Origin of the sequence: Rhodococcus kronopolitis (assembly GCF_042654025.1) — a bacterium.
GTDB classification, from domain to species: domain Bacteria; phylum Actinomycetota; class Actinomycetes; order Mycobacteriales; family Mycobacteriaceae; genus Rhodococcus_G; species Rhodococcus_G kronopolitis.
Window position 1 is genome coordinate 75,167 of record NZ_JBHSFO010000010.1, and the last position, 21,285, is coordinate 96,451.

General features: G+C 70.7%; 21 protein-coding genes and 1 tRNA gene. 14 read left to right on the forward strand and 8 right to left on the reverse strand.

Annotated elements, in window-relative coordinates; translation table 11 throughout:
- Positions 1-24: 24 nt before the first annotated feature.
- Positions 25-1,230 (reverse strand): branched-chain amino acid ABC transporter substrate-binding protein, encoded by a 1,206-nt coding sequence (locus ACFO6S_RS16640; protein WP_378418847.1) that lies wholly within the window; start codon positions 1,228-1,230, stop codon positions 25-27.
- A 191-nt stretch (positions 1,231-1,421) separates the two neighbouring features.
- Complete coding sequence (locus tag ACFO6S_RS16645) at positions 1,422-2,030, reverse strand: ANTAR domain-containing response regulator (protein ID WP_378418997.1); 609 nt, start codon at positions 2,028-2,030, stop codon at positions 1,422-1,424.
- A 109-nt stretch (positions 2,031-2,139) separates the two neighbouring features.
- Between ACFO6S_RS16645 and ACFO6S_RS16650 the strand changes: the two genes are divergently transcribed.
- Positions 2,140-2,216, forward strand: a tRNA-Leu gene (locus ACFO6S_RS16650).
- Between the two features lie 235 nt (positions 2,217-2,451).
- Here the strand turns inward: ACFO6S_RS16650 and ACFO6S_RS16655 are convergent.
- Both ACFO6S_RS16655 and ACFO6S_RS16660 read right to left on the reverse strand, forming a co-directional pair.
- Complete coding sequence (locus tag ACFO6S_RS16655) at positions 2,452-3,198, reverse strand: hypothetical protein (protein ID WP_378418849.1); 747 nt, start codon at positions 3,196-3,198, stop codon at positions 2,452-2,454.
- Between the two features lie 50 nt (positions 3,199-3,248).
- A complete protein-coding gene (locus ACFO6S_RS16660; protein ID WP_378418851.1) occupies positions 3,249-3,944 on the reverse strand; it encodes a hypothetical protein in 696 nt (231 codons plus the stop codon).
- Between the two features lie 176 nt (positions 3,945-4,120).
- On the opposite strand from ACFO6S_RS16660, the gene ACFO6S_RS16665 reads away from it, so the two are divergent.
- From ACFO6S_RS16665 to ACFO6S_RS16710, 10 genes are all read left to right on the forward strand, one after another.
- Positions 4,121-4,642, forward strand: a complete 522-nt coding sequence (locus tag ACFO6S_RS16665; protein ID WP_378418853.1) for a hypothetical protein — start codon at positions 4,121-4,123, stop codon at positions 4,640-4,642.
- Positions 4,643-5,020: 378 nt separating this feature from the next.
- Positions 5,021-6,070 carry a 3-oxoacyl-ACP synthase III family protein gene (locus tag ACFO6S_RS16670; RefSeq protein WP_378418854.1) on the forward strand — a complete coding sequence of 350 codons (1,050 nt, stop codon included), beginning with the start codon at positions 5,021-5,023 and terminating at the stop codon, positions 6,068-6,070.
- Position 6,071: 1 nt separating this feature from the next.
- On the forward strand, positions 6,072-6,983 hold the full coding sequence (locus ACFO6S_RS16675) for a hypothetical protein (RefSeq protein ID WP_378418856.1): 912 nt from the start codon (positions 6,072-6,074) through the stop codon (positions 6,981-6,983).
- A gap of 8 nt (positions 6,984-6,991) precedes the next feature.
- Positions 6,992-8,641 carry a fatty acid CoA ligase family protein gene (locus tag ACFO6S_RS16680; RefSeq protein ID WP_378418857.1) on the forward strand — a complete coding sequence of 550 codons (1,650 nt, stop codon included), beginning with the start codon at positions 6,992-6,994 and terminating at the stop codon, positions 8,639-8,641.
- On the forward strand, positions 8,638-8,931 hold the full coding sequence (locus ACFO6S_RS16685) for a hypothetical protein (RefSeq protein ID WP_378418859.1): 294 nt from the start codon (positions 8,638-8,640) through the stop codon (positions 8,929-8,931). Before ACFO6S_RS16680 ends, ACFO6S_RS16685 begins: the two co-directional genes overlap by 4 nt.
- Positions 8,928-9,968: an NAD-dependent epimerase/dehydratase family protein gene (locus ACFO6S_RS16690; RefSeq protein WP_378418861.1), complete on the forward strand. Its 1,041-nt coding sequence runs from the start codon at positions 8,928-8,930 to the stop codon at positions 9,966-9,968. The genes ACFO6S_RS16685 and ACFO6S_RS16690 overlap by 4 nt, the downstream gene beginning before the upstream one ends.
- A 31-nt stretch (positions 9,969-9,999) precedes the next feature.
- Entirely contained in the window at positions 10,000-13,035 is a 3,036-nt protein-coding gene (locus ACFO6S_RS16695) for an amino acid adenylation domain-containing protein (RefSeq protein ID WP_378418863.1), read from the forward strand.
- On the forward strand, positions 13,032-13,727 hold the full coding sequence (locus ACFO6S_RS16700; RefSeq protein ID WP_378418865.1) for a formyltransferase family protein: 696 nt from the start codon (positions 13,032-13,034) through the stop codon (positions 13,725-13,727). The genes ACFO6S_RS16695 and ACFO6S_RS16700 overlap by 4 nt, the downstream gene beginning before the upstream one ends.
- On the forward strand, positions 13,724-15,904 hold the full coding sequence (locus ACFO6S_RS16705; protein WP_378418867.1) for an MMPL family transporter: 2,181 nt from the start codon (positions 13,724-13,726) through the stop codon (positions 15,902-15,904). Before ACFO6S_RS16700 ends, ACFO6S_RS16705 begins: the two co-directional genes overlap by 4 nt.
- A gap of 55 nt (positions 15,905-15,959) precedes the next feature.
- A complete protein-coding gene (locus ACFO6S_RS16710) occupies positions 15,960-16,193 on the forward strand; it encodes a hypothetical protein (protein ID WP_378418868.1) in 234 nt (77 codons plus the stop codon).
- 239 nt (positions 16,194-16,432) lie between these two features.
- Here the strand turns inward: ACFO6S_RS16710 and ACFO6S_RS16715 are convergent, their stop codons facing one another.
- Entirely contained in the window at positions 16,433-16,927 is a 495-nt protein-coding gene (locus ACFO6S_RS16715) for a hypothetical protein (protein ID WP_378418870.1), read from the reverse strand.
- A gap of 378 nt (positions 16,928-17,305) precedes the next feature.
- On the opposite strand from ACFO6S_RS16715, the gene ACFO6S_RS16720 reads away from it, so the two are divergent.
- Positions 17,306-17,557 (forward strand): hypothetical protein, encoded by a 252-nt coding sequence (locus tag ACFO6S_RS16720; RefSeq protein WP_378418871.1) that lies wholly within the window; start codon positions 17,306-17,308, stop codon positions 17,555-17,557.
- A gap of 14 nt (positions 17,558-17,571) precedes the next feature.
- Here the strand turns inward: ACFO6S_RS16720 and ACFO6S_RS16725 are convergent, their stop codons facing one another.
- Entirely contained in the window at positions 17,572-18,654 is a 1,083-nt protein-coding gene (locus ACFO6S_RS16725; RefSeq protein WP_378418873.1) for a phosphatidylinositol-specific phospholipase C domain-containing protein, read from the reverse strand.
- A gap of 112 nt (positions 18,655-18,766) precedes the next feature.
- On the opposite strand from ACFO6S_RS16725, the gene ACFO6S_RS16730 reads away from it, so the two are divergent.
- Entirely contained in the window at positions 18,767-19,225 is a 459-nt protein-coding gene (locus ACFO6S_RS16730; RefSeq protein ID WP_378418875.1) for an SRPBCC family protein, read from the forward strand.
- Positions 19,226-19,244: 19 nt separating this feature from the next.
- On the opposite strand, the gene ACFO6S_RS16735 is transcribed toward ACFO6S_RS16730, so the two are convergent.
- Both ACFO6S_RS16735 and ACFO6S_RS16740 read right to left on the reverse strand, forming a co-directional pair.
- Complete coding sequence (locus tag ACFO6S_RS16735; RefSeq protein WP_378418876.1) at positions 19,245-20,264, reverse strand: alpha/beta hydrolase; 1,020 nt, start codon at positions 20,262-20,264, stop codon at positions 19,245-19,247.
- A 104-nt stretch (positions 20,265-20,368) separates the two neighbouring features.
- The gene (locus ACFO6S_RS16740; RefSeq protein WP_378418878.1) at positions 20,369-20,794 is read right to left on the reverse strand and encodes a nuclear transport factor 2 family protein; all 426 of its coding nucleotides are present in this window, start codon (positions 20,792-20,794) and stop codon (positions 20,369-20,371) included.
- Positions 20,795-21,131: 337 nt separating this feature from the next.
- Between ACFO6S_RS16740 and ACFO6S_RS16745 the strand changes: the two genes are divergently transcribed.
- Positions 21,132-21,278: a hypothetical protein gene (locus tag ACFO6S_RS16745; protein ID WP_378418880.1), complete on the forward strand. Its 147-nt coding sequence runs from the start codon at positions 21,132-21,134 to the stop codon at positions 21,276-21,278.
- Positions 21,279-21,285: the final 7 nt, after the last annotated feature.

The following is a 21,285-nucleotide window of genomic DNA, read 5'->3' on the forward strand; positions in this document are numbered from 1 at the left end:
ACGTCCTCTCGACCGTCGCGCGGGTCAGTTGACCTCGTAGATCTGGATCAGGGCGTTGGACAGTTCGCCCTGCGGGTTCCACTGGTACCGCTTGCCGACGCCCTGTCCGTCGTAGGCCTTGACGAACTCGAGCATCCCGGCGCGGTCGGTGACGCCGGAGTCGATGGCCGCCAACATGATCGTGGTCAGGTCGTAGCCCTCGACCGAGTAGACGCCGGGCGCCTGGCCGTTGAGGTCCTGGTACTCCGCGGCGAGCGCGGGCGGCGCCGGGATGCAGGGGCAGGTGAGGATGGCGTCCTGCGCGGCGCTGCCGGCCTGCTTGACGAACTCGGGGTCGTTGGAGCCGTCGCCGGAGCTGAAGGTGGCGGTGACACCGCCCTCACGCAGCTGGGTCACGAACGGCGCGGCCTCGGCGTAGTAGCCGGAGTACCAGATGGCGTCGGGCTCCGCGGCCTTGATCTGCGAGACGGTCGCGGCGAAGTCCTTCTGGCCGGACTTGACGCTGGCCGCGCAGGACGGGTCGGCGGCCGCGCCGAGCTCCGCGGTGACCACCTTCGCCAGGCCGACGCCGTAGTCGGTGTCGTCCTGGACCACGCACACCTTGCCTGCGCCGACGGTGCCGGTGAGGTACTTCGCGACGACGGAGCCCTGACTGTTGTCGTTGCCGAGACCACGGAAGAAGGTGGTCCAGCCGTTCTCGGTGAGGGTCGGATTGGTGGCCGACGCGGTGAGGAACGGCAGCCCGGCTTGGTTGAAGATCGACCCGGTGGCCTTGGTCTCGCCGGAGAAGGCGGGGCCGAGGAGCCCGACGATCGAGCCGTCGCCGACGATGTTGGGCGCGACCTGGGTGGCCTTCTGCGGGTCGCCCTCGGTGTCGAACTGCCGCATCTCGACCTGGCAGTTCGGGTTCGCCGTGTTGTGCTTGTCGAGCGCCAGCTTGGCGCCGTACAGGATGTTCTGGCCGAGGGCGGCGTTCGGACCGGTCAACGCGCCCGCCATGGCGAGGCTGACGCCCTTGCAGGTGGCGTTCCCGCTGCCTGCCGGGTTGACGGCGTCGGTGACATCGGCGGCGGGCACCTCGCTGCCCTGCGCGTCGAGGAGCACCCGGGGCGTGATGCTCATGGCACTCGACGAGGAGTCCGACGTGGTTCCGTCCGACGATCCCCCGTCCGTGGACTTGCTGCTACACCCCGCGACGACCAACGCCGCGGCGACTCCCACGATCAACACGCCTCTCGCTGTACGACGATGCAACGTCCCACCTCCGAAATAGGTGCGCCCCGGTCGCGCCGGAGGGGCCGACCGTGTCCGCCCGGGAAGAACATATCCCCGAGGGAATCACCTTGCATCACAATGAAATGTCCATTGCGTTTCGTGTCGCGAACCGAGTTTTCGTAGCAGCCGTGAACGAATTCCCTCGGTCAGCCGGCGCCGAGCGTCTCGAGAATCACCGTAGCGACGACCTTCATGCTGGTGCGTCCGTCCATCGCGGCGCGCTGGATCCACTTGAAGGCCTCGGGCTCGGTGAGGTCCTTCGAGAGCATCAGCGCGCTCTTGGCCCGTTCGACCAGCTTGCGGGTCTCCATCCGGTCGGTCAGGTTGGCCACCTCGGCCTCGAGCGCGGCGACCTCCGCGAAACGGCTGACCGCCAGTTCGACGGCAGGCACCAGGTCCGCCTTGGAGAACGGCTTGACGAGGTAGGCCATCGCACCCGCGTCGCGGGCCCGCTCGACCAGCTCGCGCTGACTGAAGGCGGTCAGGATCACCACCGGCGCAATACGTTTCGCGGCGATCTCGGAGGCGGCATCTATTCCGTCCCGACGCGGCATCTTCACGTCCATGATCACCAGGTCGGGTCGGAGTTCCTCCGCGAGCTCGACGGCCCGCTGCCCGTCGCCGGCCTCGCCGACCACGTCGTAGCCCTCCTCGCGGAGCATCTCGACCAGGTCCATGCGGATCAGGGTCTCGTCCTCGGCGACCACCACCCGGCGCACGGCCGGGTCACCCCCTTGCGTGTGAGGAATGTTCATCATGGCCTTTCTCCTACTGCCGACCACTTCGGTGACGTGGCACGAGCCTTTGCAGGGTACCGGTGTTTGACCCTGCGGCCGGATCTCCTAGAGTGGACACGCAGCACCCGCCCTCGTATCCCAATTGGCAGAGGAAACGGATTCAAAACCCGTGCAGTGTGAGTTCGAGTCTCACCGAGGGCACCAGTAATCTCAGGTCAGAACGACAGTCCTGCACCCGTACCCGCAAGGGGTACGCCACCGATCCCCGCCATCGAGGGACCATCCCGCCGAGGCGACCACGTCGCTCACGGCGCTGGGTCCGCCGGATCGAATCGCCACCGGCACCCAGCGGGTCGTGTCTCGGCAGGATCGCCCCCGGAAGGCGGGGCTGCTCCTGCCGGACTGCCGTCAGGGCTGTCGTGGCAGGTGGCCGGCGCCGTCAGAGGTAGGCGGCGAAGATCTCTCCGCACCTCGGGCCGAACTCGTTCGGCCAGTCGTGCCCGTGGCCCGGCGGGGTCACCAGCGTGGTCACGAAACCCGCATCGCGGTACCACCTCTCGCCACCGACGGCGGCCGCGAGTCCGTCGAAGCCGTCCGCCGCATTCGCCGCGACGTCGTCCCCGCCGGTCAGCCAGTGCATCGTGAACCGCGACCTGGTGCCGGCGTCGACGGGTGTGACCGCGGTGTCCGGCGCGTTGCCGCCGCCGAAGACGACCGCCCCTCCCCCGGCCGCGTTGTTCGCGAACCGGGGCAGGTAGTACTTGGTCAGGAACTGACTGCCACCGGAGAACGCGGTGTACCAGAGGCGACCGAGGTCGACGTCGAACGCGTCGAGGATCGCCGTCTGCAGGGCATCGAGCCACTGGGTGTTGCTGGCGGTCCCCGACCAGTTCCACCACGTCCTGGTGTCGTCGTCCGGGGTCAGCGGGACGATCACGATCAGGTTCCGCACCCTCGCCTGCGCGACGATCCCGTCCGGCCCGCCGAGGCAGTACGGCGAGACCGGGTTGTCGTACTCGAAGGCGCCGTCCCCGTGCAGGTGGATCAGCATCCCGATCGGTCTCGACGGGTCGATGTGCGAGGCCCACCGGTGGTAGGTGCTGGAGTACCCGCCTGCGGAGTAGGGCTGGTCCACCAGGTCGGTGAAGGCGCCGCCGGAACCGGCGGAGGTGGGTGAGAGGTACACGCCAGCAGTGAACCACCGACCGCCACCCGGCGGGGTCCGGTGCACGAGGTTCAGTCACTCGCCGACCGTCGCGGCGGACGCGAGGGCCCCATCGGCCCGACCGGGTCGTGGAAGCCACTACGTCCCCCGTGCTGCTCCGTCCAGAAATCGTCCCTGAATCCGGCGATCGTGCTCACCCAGTTGACGGCGTCGCGCATCGTGCCGTCGCGGACTGCAAACCATTCGTCCGAATCCGCCGGCAGCTCGCCGACGATGTCGCCTGGCTGTTGCATCGCCATGCCCGCCCGCCGTGATATCACGTTTCCCCGCTTGACGATGAAGACATCCGGGTAGACCTCGCAGGCCAATGCCCGGGTCGCACGAACCCTGTGGGTTGCCCGCACCTCGAAGGCAACAGTCCGTTCTTCCCACCGCACCGACGCCCAGTCGACGTCGGACCGAAGTCGCGGAAGTGGAACGGCATGGGCCCACCGACGCTTTTCGCGCTCCGCGAGCCGCCACGGGGCCATCCGGTCCCCGGAATCCACCTGGATCCAGTTCACTGCGAGTTCGACGGCCGCGTCGTCGACGAGAAAGGCAGTTGTGGCGTCCGCAGCCAGTCGGGTCACGGCGCCCTCGTCCGCTACTACGGCGGCGTCGGTGGTGAATGCCCGACCACTGTTGTCGATGAAGATGTTGGGGTAGACCTCGCAGGCCGCGCCCCCAGTCGACGCCACCCGATGAGTGGACTTCACCTCGAACGCCATCTGTGTCAGCACCTTCCGTTCGGCAGCGGGAACATCCGAGTGGACGGCCCGGCACCGGCGAGTCAACAGCAAGGCACCGACATCGTGGCCGATCCGATCGATCTCGGGGATCCTGCCTCCGCAGTACGCTGAGAATCCAACCGAGTGGAGGCAGTCCCACGCCGAAGGGTCACGCCATGCGCAATGCAGCGATTCGCAATTCGGTCATCGCCGCGACCGTGGCATCCGCGGCCATCCTCACCCTCCCACCCGGCGCCGCCGCCGCGGCTACGACCACCGACTTCCAGGTACCGGCCCGTTACGTCGCGGGATGCCTGTCCGATGTCTTCGTGTGCTTCTACCTGCCGCCGGTGACGGCCGTGACGCCGGCGGCGACGTCGGGCACACCCGGCACGGTGACCTTCACGGCGCGGCAACAGGGCCGAACCGGCTCGCCCGACTGCCTCGACGTGTTCGTGAACTGGCGCAACCTGACCACCGGCGCCGTTGGCACCACAGCGCTCCGAGCCGTGACACCCCGCGACTCCGGGCCGCCGGACGAGTGGTGCCGATACACACCCTCAACCGCGGTGACCGACAGCGGTGCGGTCGCCGCCACCGCAGACATCGCCACGGCCTTTCACGTCGGCGGGTACGCCCGTCGCGTCGACTACCAGATCACGGCCAACCCGGGGTTCGGACACTTCCCGGTCCCCTAGCTTCCCGGTCCCCTAGCTTCCCGCAGCCCCGATCCCGCGACCAGTCAGATGCCGTTCCACCACAATATGTTTCAATGCTCAACCACATCTCGGGGCGTCACCCCTCCCGCGATCCGCCCACCCGCCCTCGTTCGCAGTACAGGTAGCCACGGAGACCGGAGGTTTCCTGGCTCGACGCCCTGCCCGTCACCCTCGACAACACCGCCCACTGTGTACATTCCCCGGCGCGAAGGTCCGCGGGGTGAGAACCTACTTCGAGCGGAACCAGACACTCCACCATGCCGACCGTGCACGATGTGCGGAAACTCCGTGGAGCACTGATGTTTTCGCGCCCATTCGTTGCTGCCTTGTTGCTCGACCCAGCTGAGGAGAATTTCGTTGGCCCATTCACGCTTCGAGGCGATCGGCGCCTACCTTCCGGTCCACGTCCTCACCACCGAAGACCTGATCGGACAGCTCGCCCAGAAGCCGTCCTTCGACTTCGCCGCGGTGACCGGCGTGCAGGAGCGGCGCGTTCGGGACAAGTCGGAGGGAAACTACGAGGACTCCTTCGCACTCGCGATGAAGGCCGCGCGCGACTGCCTCTCGCGCTCACGCTACGACGCGGACGAGCTCGACGTGGTCATTTCGGTGTCCATCACCCGCAGCAAGGAGCGCACGAAGACCTACTTCGAGCCCTCCTTCGCCTCAGCGATCGCCAAGGAACTCGGCGCGCGGCGGGCCATCCACTTCGACCTGTCCAACGCCTGCGCGGGCATGCTCACCGGCACCTACCTGCTGGACCGGATGATCCGGGCCGGCACGGTCCGCAACGGCATGGTGGTCAGCGGCGAGGCGATCACCCCGATCGCCGAGACCGCCGTCCAGGAACTCGCAGGCGGCTACGACCCGCAGTTCGCCTCGCTCTCCGTCGGCGACTCCGGGTGCGCGCTCGTCATCGACCGATCCGAGGACGAGGGCGACCGCATCAACTACATCGAGCTGATGACCGCCTCCGAGTACGCCGACGCCTGCCTGGGCATGCCCAGCGACAAGACCGCGGGCGTGGCGCTGTACACCGACAACCGGCGGATGCACAACGAGGACCGGTTCAAGCTGTGGACCGACACCCAGCGCAATCACCTGGCGCGTGAGGGCCGCACCTTCGCCGACGAAGAGTTCGACTACATCATTCATCACCAGTTCGGCGCGTCCGCGGTGACGTTCATGAACGCGCTCGGCGAACGCGAGTTCGGCACCCCGATGCCCGAGGCGCTCAACGTGGTCGAGAAGTACGGCAACACGTCCACCACGTCGCACTTCGTCGTACTGCACGACCAGTTGCGGCAGTCCAACATTCCCGCCGGCTCGAAGATCCTGATGGTGCCGGCGGCGTCCGGCATCGTCACCGGGTTCCTGTCGGCCACCGTCTCGTCTCTGGAGGCCTGAAATGGGTATCGTCATCACGGCAACCGGCGTCAGCCACGACAGCGACACCGCGAGCAGCATCGAGCACGCCGGCCGCGCAGTGCGTGCCATCCTGGCCGACGCCGCCGTCGCCCCCGAGAGCATCGGGGTGCTCATCAACACCGGCGTCTACCGGGACTCGAACACCGTCGAGCCGGCGATCGGCGCGCTGATCCAGAAGGCCGCCGGGATCGGGCTCGAGTACGACGAGCACGACCCCCGGTCGTTCTCGTTCGACCTGATGAACGGCGCCTGCGGCGTCCTCAACGCCGTCCAGGTCGCGTCCGCGCTGCTCGCCACCGGCTCCACCGGCCGGGTGCTCGTCGTCGCAGGCGACACCCATCCGTCGATGAGCGGAGCCGACGCCCCGGCGGACTTCCCCTACGCCACCGCCGGCGCCGCGCTGCTGCTCGAACACACCGACGCGGCAGACGGTTTCGGCCCGCTGCACGTCGAGCTGGCCGACGGCCCGTCCGCCGTCGAGGGGTTCGTCGACACCGCCACGATGGGCGCCACCGGCCGCAGCGCGATGACCGTGCGGCGGTCCGACGACTTCGAGACCCGGGTCCTCGACGTCGCGGTGTCGGCGGCGAACGCGGCCCTGGACGCCGCCGACTGCGACCCGGCCACCACCGTGCTGATCTCGTCGCGGCCGACGCCGGGCTTCCGCGCCGCGCTGTCCGGGAAGGTCGGCGTCCGCGCCCTCGACGACGCAGGTACCGCGGCACACGTCACCGGCGACACCCACACCGCGGCGCTGGTCCTGGCCTACCACCACGCCGTCGGCGCGGGTCGCCTCGACGGCGTCGAGCACGTGCTGTTCGTGGCGGCCGGGGCCGGACCCAGCGCCGCCGCCACCGTGTACCGGGTCCCGGCCGGCCGAGCCGGGCGATGAACGCCCCCGTGACGGACAACTGGCTCGACCGCCTGACCGTCACCGCCCGCGACCGGCCCGGTGACCCGGCGGTGACGTACGCCGCCGGCGTCGCGTCCGAGGGACTGCCCGACTACACCGACGTGACGTTCGGTGAGCTCGACGAGTGGTCCGACGCGCTCGCCGAGCGGTTCGCCGCCGCGGGCATGACGGCAGGCGTCCGGACCATCGTGCTGGTCAACCCCGGTCCCGAGTTGTACGCAATCCTGTTCGGGCTGTTCAAGACCGGCGCCGTCCCGGTGGTGATCGATCCCGGCATGGGGCTGCGTCCCATGCTGCGCTGCCTCGCCGCGGTGAACCCACAGGCCTTCGTCGGGCTGCCCCAGGCCCACGCGGTGCGGGTGCTCTTCCGACGGGGATTCCGCGGGGTCGGCGCCAAGGTGACCGTCGGCCGCCGCTGGTTCTGGGGCGGGCAGAACCTCGCCGGACTCGGCCGCAAGCCCGTCGGCGAGCGCCCGCCGACCGCACCGGCCGGCGACGACGAACTGCTGATGATCGCCTTCACCACCGGGTCGACCGGCCCGGCGAAGGCCGTCGAACTCACTCACGGCAACCTCGCCGCGATGCTGACCCAGACGCAGGCCGTCACCGCGGTCACCGCGGAGGAGTCCGCACTGGTCACGCTGCCGATGTTCGGGGTGCTCTACCTGCTGCTCGGCGCCCAGGTGGTGCTGCCGCCGCTGGTACCGAGCAAGGTCGGCGACACCGACCCCCGGCACGTGGTCGACGCCGTCAACCGGTTCCGGGTCCGCACCATGTTCGCCTCCCCCGCCCTGCTCGGTCCGCTGCTCGACCACGCCCGGACCCACGAGGTGGTCATGCCGACCGTCCGCGCGGTCTTCTCCGGCGGCGCCCCGGTGCCCGCCGCGGTGATCACCGGGCTGCGCGAGGTGCTGCCCGGCGACGCCCAGGTCCACGCCGGATACGGTGCGACCGAGGCGATCCCGATGTCCACCATCGAGTCGCGCGAACTGCTCGACGGCCTGATCGAGCGGGCGCAGTCCGGCGACGGCACCTGCATCGGCCGGCCGGTGGACGGGGTCGAGGTCCGAGTCGTCGCCGTCACCGACGACCCTATCCGCGACTGGGCGCAGGCCGAACCGCTGCGCGAGGCCATCGGGGAGTTGGTCGTGCGCGGCGCGAACGTCAGCACCCGCTACCACTGGCCGACCACGGCGAACCTGACCGGCAAGATCACCGACGGCGACCGGACCTGGCACCGCACCGGCGACCTCGGGCGGATCGACGACCAGGGCCGGATCTGGTTCTGCGGCCGCAAGTCCCAGCGGGTCGAGACCGGCGCTGGCACCCTGCACCCGGTGCAGGTGGAACAGGTCTTCAACGCCGCCCCGGGCGTGGCCCGCACCGCGCTGGTCGGCGTCGGGGACCGCGGCGCCCAGCGTCCCGTCCTCTGTGTCGAGGCGACCCCCGGCGCCGACGCCGCCGCCGTCCTCGACGGCCTGCGCGAACGTGGGGCCCGGTTCCCGCTCACCGCGCAGATCGACCGGTTCCTTCTCCACCCGCGATTCCCGGTCGACATCCGCCACAACGCCAAGATCGGCCGCGAGGAACTGGCCGTCTGGGCGGCGACCCGCATCGACCGGGGAGCGTCGTCGTGACACCGAGAACCGCCCTGCTGCGGACGATTCCGATCCTCGGCTGGCTCTTCCTCGCCTTCGGCGCCGCCCGGGCCCTGCGGGGGCGGCCACTGCGGCACCCGCTGGCCCGGGCCGCCTGGTGGCTCGACGCGTTCCTCAGCGTCGTGGTGCACGCCGCGCAGGTCCCGGCCGCGATCCGGGTGGCCGGCGGTCACCGGTCGCCACTGGCGACCGCCCTGCTCACCATGACGTTCGGCATGACCTGGTGGAAGACCCAGCCCGGGATCGATACGAAGGAGACGAACGCGTGAGGATCCTGGTCACCGGGGCATCCGGATTCCTCGGCGGCCGCCTCGCCCGCCGCCTGGTCGACGACGGCGAGCACCAGGTCTCGATCCTGGTCCGCCGCAGCAGCGATCTGACCGATCTCGGCGACACCTCCGCGATGACGCTCGTCTACGGGGACCTCACCGACCCGGACTCGCTCGAGACCGCCACCCGCGGCGTCGACGTGGTCGTCCACAGCGCAGCCCGGGTGGACGAACGCGGCGTCCGGGCCCAGTTCCAGCGCGAGAACGTCGACGCCACCGCGCAGCTGCTCGCCTCGGCGCGGGCCAACGGCGCCCGCCGCTTCGTCTTCATCTCCAGCCCCAGCGCGCTGATGAGTTACGACGGCGGCGACCAGATCGACCTCGACGAGTCGGCGCCGTACCCCTCCCGGTACCTCAACCTCTACTCCGAGACCAAGGCCGCCGCCGAACGGACGGTCCTGGCCGCGAACACCGACGGGTTCACCACCTGCGCGCTGCGACCGCGGGCGATCTGGGGGCCGGGCGACCGCTCGGGTCCCATCGTGCGGCTCCTCGGCCGGGCCCGGGCGGGGACCCTGCCGAACCTCTCCGGCGGTCGCGACGTCCTCGCGTCGCTGTGCCACGTCGACAACATCGTCGACGCGTGCGTGAAGGCCACGGAATCCGACGCCGTCGGCGGCAAGGCGTACTTCGTCGCCGACGCCGAGGTCACCAACATCTGGCCGTACATGGCCGAGGTGGCGCGGGACTTCGGCTTCGAGATGCCGGACCGCTCGGCGAACCCGACGGTGGTCCGGTCCGCGGTCCGCGTCCTCGACCTGGTCTGGAAGATTCCCTACCTGGCGACCAGGTACTCGCCGCCGCTCTCGATGTACGTGCTGGCGTTGATGACCCGCTCGTCGACCTTCGACACCGGCGCCGCCCGGCGCGACCTCGGGTACGCCCCGGTCGTCGACCGCGCCGCCGGCATGGCCGAGTTCCGGGACTGGGTGGACCGCCAGGGCGGCCTCGCCGAGCTCACCCGTGACCTCCGTTGACCCCACCACCCGCGCCGAACCGAGGTTGCCCGTGACCACCACCGTCCCCGCCTTCCAGCGCCCCGTCTCGGCCACCGAACGGCTGTACCTGGCGACGCAGCCGCTGGCGCCGCCGTTCGCGATCCAGCTCGTCGTCACCGGAACCGGGGACCTCGACCCCGACGACCTCGTCGCGGCGGTGGCACGCGCGTCGGCCGCGTGTCCCGGGGCCCGGCTGGTGCGCCGGGCCGACGCCTGGGTCGACTCCGGGGCGACACCGCACGTCGAGGTCGTCAACGACGCCGGGATCGACTTCACCGACCTCGACGCCAGCGCGGTCCTGCGCCGGCCGCTCGGGTCGAACCCGCAGGCCACCACCGAGGTGGTGCTGCTGCGCGGCGAGCCCGCCGCCGTCGTCTTCCGCGCCTTCCACGGCGTGATGGACGCGAAGGGGCTCGGCACCTGGGCGGCGGACGTCTTCCGGGTGCTGCGCGGCGAGGACCCCGCCGGCGCGCCGGACACCACCGCGGACCACGACCTCGTCGCGCGAATCGGCATGCGGGGCAAGCCGACCACGCTGGTGCCGACGCGTCGCTCACCCCTGGGCGCCACCGGCCGGGCCCCGCACGGGAACCCCTTCACCTGGCGACACCGCACCGTGCCCGGCACCACCACCGGCACGGTCGCGAGGATCTCGGCGGTCCTCGCCGACGCCGTCGGCCGGCCCACCCGGTTCATGGTCCCGGTCGACCTGCGCCGCCACGACCCCGCGATCCGCTCGACCGCGAACCTGGCGCTGCCCCTGTTCCTGGACGTCGCCCCCGGCCAGTCCTGGTCCCAGGTGAACGCGCAGCTGCTCGTCGGCCTGGTGGAGGGTCGGGAGCTCAACGAGATGGACAACGGCGGGCTGGCCAAGCTGCCCGCGGCCGTGACCCGCGCGATCCTCGGTGCCGCGCATCGTCTCGGGGCCCATGCCGACCGGAACCTGGTCGCCGCGATCGTCTCGCACGCGGGCACCGTCGACCCCGAGCTGATGTCCGCTCCCGGCTTCACCGCGGCCAGCGTCCGGGCGCTGCCGGTGCACACCGGCCTGGTGCCGATGTCGTTCGTGGTCCTCGAATCCGGCGGGAACACCGAGATCACGGTGTCCTGCCGAGCCGGGGACGCGGTGGCGGACCGTCTCGACGCGCTGCTCGACCGCGTGGCCGAGGCGCTGACCGTCGGCGACCCCGCACCGGCCCCCGACGTCGCGCCGGCCCTGCCGGTGACGACCGGCGACGCGGCGGACCCCGCCTCCGATACCACCGACAACGCGGACCACCGGTTCCGCAGGCACGCCGAGCAGACCCCGGACGCGGTCGCGGTCATCGGACCCGGCGGCAGGCACACCTACCGGGATCTCGACCGGCGGGCCGACGCGATCGCGGCCGAGCTCCACGGCCACGGCGCCGGGCCGGGCTCGATCGTCGCCGTCCTCGCCGACCGCACCGTCGACGGCGTCGCCGGCCAGCTCGGCGTTCTCCGGGCCGGCGCGGCCTTCCTCCCGCTCGACCCGAAGCACCCCGCCGACCGGCTCTCCGCGATCGTCGCCGACTCGGGCGCCCGGGTGCTGCTGGCGGCGCGTGCGCACCGCGACCGGATCGCCGCCGACGTCCCGGTGCTCGTGCTCGAGGACCTTCCCGAGCACACCGATCACCCGGTCCGCGAACGGATCCGCGGTGACGACATCGCGTTCGTCACCTACACCTCCGGATCCACGGGGAAGCCGAAGGGCGTCCTGGTCCCCCACGGCGGCGTGGTCAACTTCGTCGACTCGGCCACCGACTGGTACCTGCTCGGTCCGCAGACCCGCTTCGCTCACCACCACACGCCTGCCGCGGACATGGCGTGCGCGGCGTTCTTCGGCGCGCTGCTGACCGGCGGAGCGGTCACCCTGGTGCCCGGCGAGATCTCGCACGTGTCGCTGCGGTCGATGCTCGGCGACGGCGTCGCGAACACCTTCCTGCTCACCCCCAGCCTGCTCGACGTCGTGGTCGGCCTGGAGATCGACGTGCCGACGCCGCGCACCGTCATCATCGCCGGCGAGCAGCTCCGGCCGGGCCTGGCGGCGAAGGCCCGCCGGTTCTTCGGACCCGGTGCGCGCCTGCACAACAGCTACGGCCCCACCGAGGTGAGCATCGTGTGCACCTCGCACCTGATCGACGCCGAACCCGACCCGGGGGCGACGTCGGTCCCGATCGGCACGCCGGCGACGAACACCCCGACGTACCTGCTCGACGCGGCCGGCCGGCCGGTCCCGGCCGGCGAGGTCGGCGAGCTCTACTTCGGCGGACCCCAGGTGGCCCGCGAGTACCTGGGTCTGCCGGAGCTGACGGCGGAGCGGTTCGTCGTACTGCCGGGCGGTGTCCGGGCCTACCGCACCGGGGACCTGGCGCGCGTGCTGGCGTCCGGCGTGCTCGAGTTCGTCGGCCGGGTCGACGACCAGGTCAAGGTCCGCGGCAATCGCGTCGAGCCCGGCGAGGTGCAGGCCGTGCTCGATCTGTTCCCCGGCATCGACCGGTCCGCGGTGGCCGGCCGGCGCGGACCGGGCGGCGGCAACGTCCTCGCCGCCTATCTCGTCGCCGACCGCGGTGTCGACGTCGACGCGGTGCGGAGCTTCCTCGCCGACCGCCTGCCCGCGTACATGATTCCGGCGGCGATCCACGTCGTCGACGACCTCCCGCTGACCGGCAACGGCAAGCTCGACCTGTCCCGGCTGCCCGGCGCCGACGAGGCCGCCGGGTCGCGCGACGCCACCCCGGTGCCGGTCGACGACGACGCAGACCCGGACCTGGCACGCATCACCGCGATCTGGGCGAAGGTCCTCGAGATCGCCGCCGAGCGCCTGACACCGAACTCGGACTTCTTCGCGCTCGGCGGCGACTCGCTGTCGTCCCTGGAGATGCTCTCGCAGGTCTCGAAGACCGTCGTCGGCGCGGCAGGCGAGGCCCGGTTCGTCGCGCAGCTCGAGGGGCTCGTCCACCACCTGACCCTGGCCCGGGTGCACGCCGCCGCGGTCGCGGCCCGAGACGACGCGGTGGCGTCGTGATCTTCGTCGGCCGGGGCGCCCTGCTCTGGCGGGCCGTCCGCGCCGCCGACACCGCCGGACACCCGGTGGACCTGGTCTGCGTAGGCCCCGACGAGGCTGTCCCGGAGGGGATTCCGGTGCTGCGGACCCCCGACGTCAACGCGGACGCGGCCGCCGTGACGGCGGCCTGCAGCGACTCGCTGGTGTGGTCGATCAACAACGAGACCATCCTGCGGCCCCCGCTGCTCGGCTCCGGCCTGCGGATCTACAACATCCACAACGGCCCGCTCCCGGCATACCGCGGCCGGCCGGAGGTCGCCATCGCCGCGGCACTGCTGGACGGCGAAACGCACTACGGCGCAACGCTGCACGAGGTCGACCACGGCATCGACACCGGCGCCGTCCTCGACATCGAGTTGTTCCCGATCGCGCCGCAGGACGGGTTCGCGGAGGTGATGCTGGCGGGGCTGCGGGCCTGCCACGCGGTGTTCGTCCGCAACCTCACCGCGGCGGCCGCCGGCACCCTGTCGCCGATGCCGCCGTCGACGCAGCCGGCCGGGTACTACGGCCGTCGTCAGCTTGCGGACATCGCCGCCCGCCGCGGCAGCGACGACTTCTCGCGCGCCGCCGCGCTCGGGGTCTTCGCCCCGCTGTACCCCGACCTGGCCGCCGCCACGGCCGGGCAGCCCTCGCCCGACGGCGCCGCCCGATGACCCGGTGGGCCGCGGCGGTGGCACGGCACCCGTGGATCGTCCTGCTGCTCACCGTCGGCTTCGTCGTCGCCGCCGGCGCCTGGGGCGCCTCGGTGTCGTCGCGACTGGGCTCCGGCGGATACTCCGACCCCGGCAGCGAGTCGATGCAGGTCGAGCGGCTCGTCGAGGACCTCTTCGGCCGCCAGAGCCCGGACGTCGTCGCCGTCTACACCGCCCCGGACGGCCAGAGCCTCGACGACATCGGACCCGCGGTGCAGGCCCGCCTCGACACCCTCGACCCCGCCCTCCTCGACAGGCCGGTGCTGACCTACTGGAACACCCCGACCGCCGCCTCCTCGCTCCGGTCGGCCGACGGGACGAAGGCGCTGGCCGTGGTGCTCGCGGCGGGCGACGAGGACCAGCGCATCGCCGCGTTCGCCGACATCGCCCCGCACCTGTCGGTGCCCGGGGTGCACACCGAGATCACCGGCTTCGCCGCCCTCGCCGCCGACATCAACGCCCAGTCGCAGCGGGACCTCGTGGTGGCCGAGTCGCTGTCCCTGCCGATCACGCTGCTGGTCCTGGTCCTGGTCTTCGGCGGACTGGTTGCCGCGTCGTTGCCGGTGGCGGTCGGCGGACTGGCGATTCTCGGGTCCATGGCCAGCCTTCGGCTGATCGTCGAGTTCACCGACGTCAACGTCTTCGCGGTCAACATCGCCACCCTCCTCGGACTGGGACTCGCCATCGACTACGGGCTGTTCATCGTCAGTCGCTTCCGCGAGGAAATGGCGCGGGGCGACGCCGACGTCGACGGCGCCCTGTCCCGCGCGCTCGCCACGGCCGGGCGCACTGTCGGCTTCTCCGCGGTCCTGCTGATCTGCGCTTTCGCCGGGACCATGGTGTTCCCACAGGTGGCACTGCGGTCCCTGGGCTACGGCGCCATGTCGGCGGTCGCGGTCGCCGCGGTGCTGTCGCTGACGGTGCTCCCCGCGGCGCTGGTGCTGCTCGGTACCCGGATCGGCGCCGGCAGCTGGCGCCGCGACGCGTTCGCGCGCGGTGAGGCCCGCGCCCAGCGGTTCTGGGGCCGGGTCACCCGGAGCGTGCTGCGGCGGCCGCTCGCCACCGCCACCGCCGTCACCGCGGCGTTGCTGGTGCTGGCCACCCCGATACTCGGCATCACGCTGACCGACGTCGACCACACCGCGCTTCCGCCCGGCAATGCGGCACGGGTCACCGCGGAGCAGGTGGCCGCCGAGTTCCCGGCGGCCAGCAGCGGCGTGATCGCCACCGTCCGCGGCGCGGACGGTCAGCCCCCGGCCGCACTCGTGGTCGAGGGGTTGCGCCGCGAGATCGCCGCGGTCGACCACGTTGCCGAGGTCGTCGTCGCGGGGACCCGCGGCAACGTCACCCTGCTGCGGGCCGAGTTGTCGGTGCCCGACCGGTCGCAGGAGGCGATGCGCGCGCTCGACGGGGTCCGGTCCCTCGACGCCCCGGCCGGGACGGAGGTGATGCTCGGCGGGCTGACCGCGATCACCGCGGACGGCGTCGACGCGATCGTCGACCGGCTGCCGCTGATGATCGCGGTGATGGTTCTCGCGACGCTGGTCCTGCTGTACCTCGGATTCGGGTCGATCGTGCTGCCGGTCAAGGCGGTGGTCGTCGCCTTCCTCAGCCTGGGTGCCACCTTCGGGATCCTGACGACCGTGTTCGTCGGCGGCAACCTCGCCGGAGTCCTCGGCGTCAGCCAGGGCCCGCTGGCGGCCGGGATGGTGGTGCTGGTGATCGCGGTGGTGTTCGGACTGTCCACCGACTACGAGGTGTTCCTGATCTCGCGCATGGTCGAGGCGCACCAACAGGGCGCGAGCACCGACGAGGCCATCCTGGCCGGCACGACCCGGACCGGCCGGGTGGTGACCGCCGCCGCCGCGCTGCTCGTGCTCGTCACCGGCGCGTTCACCCTGTCCACGCTCACTCCCATGCGGTTCATCGGGATCGGGATGATGATCGCCCTCGTGCTCGATGCGACGCTGGTCCGGATGCTGCTCGTCCCCGCCCTGGTGAAGCTCATGGGCGAGGCAAACTGGTGGCGGCCCGCGTGGTTGCCATCGGCAGGGTTAGGGCGCAGTGTTAGTGGACAACACAACGTCAGTGGGCACCACGACGCCAGCACCGGCAGCCGAACACCTGCGCCGCGATAGGTCCAGGCCGGGGCGGGCCGGACAGTCACCACCAACACGCCGCTGAGAGATCGCCATGAACAAGAACTCGCTACGCCTCGCACTGGCGGCAATCGCCGTCGCCCCCCTGATCGCCCTCGGATCCGGCGCTTCGGCCGGGGCCGCGGCCCCGGTTCCGCTTCCGCCTGCGGCCCAGCCGGTCGTCCTGCTCGGGCAGATCGACCCGCTCGGCTCCATCCTGGCGTGTGCACCGTGGGGCCTGATTCCGCTCTTCGGACCCAACATCATCTTCCCGATCTGCGTGGTCTGATCATGCTCCCGCCCCGCCCGGGTCGGGACACGAGACAAAGAGAAATGCCCCCACCCTCGTCACGAGGGTGGGGGCATTTCGAACCGGATCAGGACCCGATCATGTCCTTCACGAGGTTGGTTGCAACACCGATCAGAACGGCGGTGAGCATGGTTTCGACGCTACCCATTGTGGGCTCCTTCATTACGTAATGGTCAAGGCGGAGTTGACCATACGCGAGCGGTCGGCATTTCGGGCGACTACCCGTCACGTTTGGCCTGACGCCTGGCGCCTGCGGCGATGTCGGACGCCTCCCGCTTCTTGCGGCCGGCCGACTTCTGCTTCTTCTTCCCGTTCAGCCCTGCCGGGGCGCGGCCAGCCGGATCCGGCCCGCCGCCGGCGAAACTCGGCGCATCGTGGCGCGCACGGTCCAGTCGGGTCCGCTTGAGCTCGGCGGCGCTCGCCTTCGCGACCGCACCGAGACGACGACTCACCCGCGCCAGCGCCGCCTCGAAGACCTCGGATCGCGCGGCGTTCTTCGACGTGGTCCGGCGGCCGGCGGCGCGACTCGCCTTGTCCGTCACCGCCTCCGCGGCCTCGCGCCGGTACAACGTGACGTGCTTGTTGCGGGCCTTGCGGACCCGGTTGTGCAGCTCGATCAGGGCGTCCTCGTCCAGACCGTCCAGGTTCTCGCGGCTGGTCGCGCGCACCAGCAGGTATTCAGTCTCCGACAACGACTTCAACAGCTTCTTCATCGAAACACCCGTCTCTCGGCAGCCGACGGCCGGTCGATGCCGGCCCTCGCGTGAAGTGCAGCAGTTTCCAAAGACGCCTCGACCGCCCCCTTCGCGTGCCCGACTCCGATCCGGCCTCCCGTCGTCCAGATTGTCTGGATCACCCGAGGCTAGCCAGAAAGCCGCGAGCCTGCGCGACATCGACCGCGACGCGGCCGCGAAGTTGCCCTCGGGTTTCGTACCCGTGCCGCGCGTTAGGATCGGCCCCGGCAGATGCGGACGCGACGGCCGTCTCGGTCCCACGGTTCGACGGCGAGGAAATCACGATGCGCAACGACAGCGCCTGCGGGTGCGACGCCGCCGAGCAGCCCCGGCGGCACGGCCACGGACCGACATCCGATGCCTGAGGACGACGAGCACCCCAGCCTGGTCGACCGCGCCTGCCTGCCGATGGGCGACGGCGACCGGATCCGGCTGCTCCTCGACGTCATCGAGCTCGCGCAGACCCGCGTCGGCTACGACGAGGTCGCCGATCTCGCGGTCCCCGCCCTCGCCGAGTTCGGGGTCGCCCTGAACCCCGACGTGGCGGCCGGCTGGAATCTTGCGTGCGAGATCCTCACCCGCACACTGGAGTCTCGACTGCCGAGCTGACCCGGGGCTCCGACTCAGCCCCGGGGCAGCACCGTCGAGAGCACCCGCGGCAGTTGCGTCCAGTCCGCAGTGACCACGCTGGCGGACCGCTCCGCCAGCATCCGGACCCGGGCCCGGGCATCGCGCACCGCGGGATGGACCCCGTCGATCACCGGCAGCACCCGATGCGCGTCGGTCATCACCAGCAGGTATCCGTTGTCGTGGTACCACCGGGTGTCGATTCTGCCGTCGACGTACGCCGAGGCGTCGCCGTCGAAGAGAACGAACCAGGGCCGCAGCGTCGGGTCGTAGCGCGCCACCCGGGGATCGCCCGCCTCGGCGCCGTGCACCGCGGGGAACGCGACGGCCCGCGCGAGGTCACCCTCGGCGGCCAGGTCGCGCAGGTGCGTGGCGTAGTGCCGGTCCGTCCACAGGTCGTCGAGCGGGTTCTTCTCCTCGACGGTGCCGGGGATCAGCTCGAACACGAACTTGCCGGCCGTCGCGCGGGCGCTCGGCCATCCCCGCTCCCGCACCGCGGCGTCCAACGTCGACCCGGAGTCGCCGACCAGGTCCGCGGGCCGGAACACCGCGTCGCCGAGCCGGTCACCGACCAGCGCGTCGAACTCGTCGGGGCCGCGACCGCAACTGGCCGACGCCGTGTCGAACTCGTGGGGACCGACGCCGCACATCGCGGTGAAGCCGTCCTTGAGTTCCACCTTCACCAGCACGGGCCGGTGCCCCGGGTTCGCATCGTGCCAGGCCCGCAGGTCCGACATGCAGCCCTCGAGCCCGGTGTCCCGGGGCCCGCCGCGCAGCTCGGAGGGGGACCGGGCGCCCGCGCAGTTGTTGTCGTTGCCCACCGGGTTCTCGTGCGCGACCCGCCATCCCGGTCCGGCGCTGTTGGTCCAGACGTCCAGCTCGATCAGCGCGGTCCCGGAGTCGAGCGCATCCGCGAGGTACGGGAACGAGGTCTTCTCGTAGGTGTTGTGCACCCCGACCGAGGTGGTGTCGGCGTAGGTCTGCACGGCCGCGGACCCGACCGCGGGTGGCGCAGCCGCCGTCAACGCGGCGAAAGTCACGGCCGCGGCAACGGCATTGGTCCGGATGCTACGAGTCACGGGCTGCTACCTTCGGTTGACTGAGGCGAACAGCGAGCAGCGTACGGAACCACGGCGCCGTCCGGTCGCGATTAGCCGGAGCCGGCCGCACCCGCAATCGGAGGGCAAACCCATGGCGAACAACGAGATTCGACTTTCCCGCCAGGTGAACGCGACCCCCGCCTCGGTGTGGGCGGTGCTGACCAACCTCGACGGCGCCCAGGACACCTTGTCCGGCGTCACCAAGGTCGAGCGGGTCTCCGGTCCCGACTACGCGGTGGGCACCCGGTGGCGCGAGACCCGGAAGATGTTCGGCAAGGAGGCCACCGAGGAGATGTGGGTGGCCGAGGTGGACCCCGAACGCCGCACCGTGGTCAAGGCGCACTCCTCCGGCACCGACTACACCACCACGTTCGACCTCGCGCCCACCGCCGACGGCACCGAGCTGACGATGACCTTCACCGGCGAGACCGGCTCGTCGATCGTCCACAAGGTCATGATGGCGGTGTTCGGCAGGCTCGCCCTGAAGGCCACCACCAAGATGATTGCCCAGGACCTGGCCGACATCGCGGCCCGCGCCGAGCAGCGCTGAGCCGCGCGGGAGACGACGCTCAGCCGCTGATCGCGTCCCGCATCATCGGCAGCATTGCCCACAGCTGGTCCTGCCAGTACGGCCAGCTGTGCGTGCCGACCGGCGGGAAGTCGAAGTGCGCGGTGTCGATGCCCATCACCATCAGCTGCACCTGGAAGGCCCGGGTCTGCGCCAGCGACAACGCCTCGAGCCCCATCGCGGTAGCGGTGTTGACGTAGTCGATCGGGTACTGGGGCTGGTCGTGCGGACCGGGCAGACCACTTCCGGCCGCGATCCACATCGGCAGACCTCGCAGCCCCTCCGCCTGCACGAACGGGTCGTGGTCGAGCCACGCCCGATCCCAGGGCGGCCCCCACATGGCGTCCGAGTTGTACAGACCCGCATTGAGCATCGCGACCCGGATGGCCTCCCTCATTCCGGGTGCGGAGAGGTTCAGGTATCCCGAGAGCGCACCGGCGAAGGTGAACTGGTTGCGGTGGTGCGCGGCCAGGATCAGCGCGGCGTTGCCGCCCATCGACAGCCCGACAACCGCGTTGCTCGTCCGACTGATGCCGTAGTTGCGGGCCAGGTGGTTGGGCAGGTTCTGGGTAAGGAACGACTCCCACATGTACGTGTAGGGCTGGTTGGTGAAGTTGTTCGGCGCGTACCAGTCGCTGTAGAAGCTCGACTGCCCGCCGACCGGTTCGACCACGTTGACGCCGTGGTCGGACAACCAGGCCGCGTTCGTCTCGTGTTCCCAGCCGCTGACGTCGTCGGTGGCACGCAGTCCGTCGAGCAGGTAGACCGCGCGGTTGCTCCCGTTGGCCGCCAGCCAGATCCGCACCTTGATCGCCCCGACGCCGCCGGGCGCCGGCACCCAGTCCTCGTGCAGTCGGGTGTACGGGTCCGCCGCCGCGGGCGCGGCGGTCCCCAGCGCGATGCCGACCGGCAACACCAGCGCGGCGATGACGAGGAGCACCGTCGAGCGCAACGAGCGCCGCCCCCGACGGACGATTCCGAGCAGCCTGGTGGTGTCGTGCCACCGTGTGGGTCCGTGCATCAGAATCGCCCTCCGTCACTTAAGTAACATCAGTCACATTCATCAGACACGGTATTACCGACCGAGCCGGGCGCGAGCAACCTGTGCGCAATCGTTATCTCGGCTCACCCCATCGTGATCCGGCGATGCGCCAGCTGCCAGCGCCCGTCGACGCGCCGGAACACGTCGTCGTACCGGCCCACACTCGACAGCCGTGCCGCCGTCGTGGTCTCCACGTAGAACACCCAGTACGCCGTCGACTCGGCGGAATCCGGCCCCGTCGGACGGACGGCGATCGTCGTGATCACGTGCCGGGTGCCGGTGCCCGGCCCCTGGATCCCGTCCGCCCGCCGCGCGCGGACGCCCTCGCCGATTTCCGCCCGGCCGGTGCGGCGCTGCGCCGGCATCGAGGTCCGGGGGTTCTCCGGCGTCTCCCACACCGCGTCGACGGCGAAGTTCTCCAGGTACTCGGACACCTCTCCGTCGTCGGCGAGATGCGCCAAATGCGCAAGAACGGAATGGATTTCAATGGACGTGGCAGCATCGGTCATGACCACCACCATGCCCGCGCGCCACCCGACCGGCACCCGAGGTTCTCATCCCACGGGACTCACCGGCAGCAAACCGGGCGTAAGGGACATCAATCGGAGAGATTCCCACCAATCCGCGGAATCAGTAAGCGGTTTGTCGCTACATTGCACTGCGAGCGAGGTCGGGCGTCTTGGACCCGCTCGACAGCCATTCGCCAGTTGCACCTCCGTCACGCATTGCCGTGCGGAGTCGATCCTTGGGAGGACGGATTGAGCGTGACGACGACAATTGCAAGTAATCGGGGTGGGGGACCTCATGCCTAGGCCTGGACCGGTCCGACCCCTGGTGGGGGTCAAGATGGACGCAAACCGAATACACGAGTACGACCAGCAGGCCGCCCACGAGGGCCTGTTGATGAAGTCGGGCAAGCCGAACCGGTCGGAACTGATCCGGCTCAAGCTCGCCTTCGCCGACGAGCACATGCCCAGCGGTTGGCGCCCCTGACGGAGCG

What these genes read in the sequence shown, in the direction of transcription:
- ACFO6S_RS16645 (WP_378418997.1), bottom strand. Translation starts at nt 2,030, where the DNA reads ATGAACATTCCTCACACGCAAGGGGGTGACCCGGCCGTGCGCCGGGTG.
- ACFO6S_RS16660 (WP_378418851.1), bottom strand. Translation starts at nt 3,944, where the DNA reads ATGGCGTTCGAGGTGAAGTCCACTCATCGGGTGGCGTCGACTGGGGGC.
- ACFO6S_RS16665 (WP_378418853.1), top strand. Translation starts at nt 4,121, where the DNA reads ATGCGCAATGCAGCGATTCGCAATTCGGTCATCGCCGCGACCGTGGCA.
- ACFO6S_RS16675 (WP_378418856.1), top strand. Translation starts at nt 6,072, where the DNA reads ATGGGTATCGTCATCACGGCAACCGGCGTCAGCCACGACAGCGACACC.
- ACFO6S_RS16705 (WP_378418867.1), top strand. Translation starts at nt 13,724, where the DNA reads ATGACCCGGTGGGCCGCGGCGGTGGCACGGCACCCGTGGATCGTCCTG.
- ACFO6S_RS16710 (WP_378418868.1), top strand. Translation starts at nt 15,960, where the DNA reads ATGAACAAGAACTCGCTACGCCTCGCACTGGCGGCAATCGCCGTCGCC.
- ACFO6S_RS16715 (WP_378418870.1), bottom strand. Translation starts at nt 16,927, where the DNA reads ATGAAGAAGCTGTTGAAGTCGTTGTCGGAGACTGAATACCTGCTGGTG.
- ACFO6S_RS16720 (WP_378418871.1), top strand. Translation starts at nt 17,306, where the DNA reads ATGCCTGAGGACGACGAGCACCCCAGCCTGGTCGACCGCGCCTGCCTG.
- ACFO6S_RS16730 (WP_378418875.1), top strand. Translation starts at nt 18,767, where the DNA reads ATGGCGAACAACGAGATTCGACTTTCCCGCCAGGTGAACGCGACCCCC.
- ACFO6S_RS16735 (WP_378418876.1), bottom strand. Translation starts at nt 20,264, where the DNA reads ATGCACGGACCCACACGGTGGCACGACACCACCAGGCTGCTCGGAATC.
- ACFO6S_RS16740 (WP_378418878.1), bottom strand. Translation starts at nt 20,794, where the DNA reads ATGACCGATGCTGCCACGTCCATTGAAATCCATTCCGTTCTTGCGCAT.
- ACFO6S_RS16745 (WP_378418880.1), top strand. Translation starts at nt 21,132, where the DNA reads ATGGACGCAAACCGAATACACGAGTACGACCAGCAGGCCGCCCACGAG.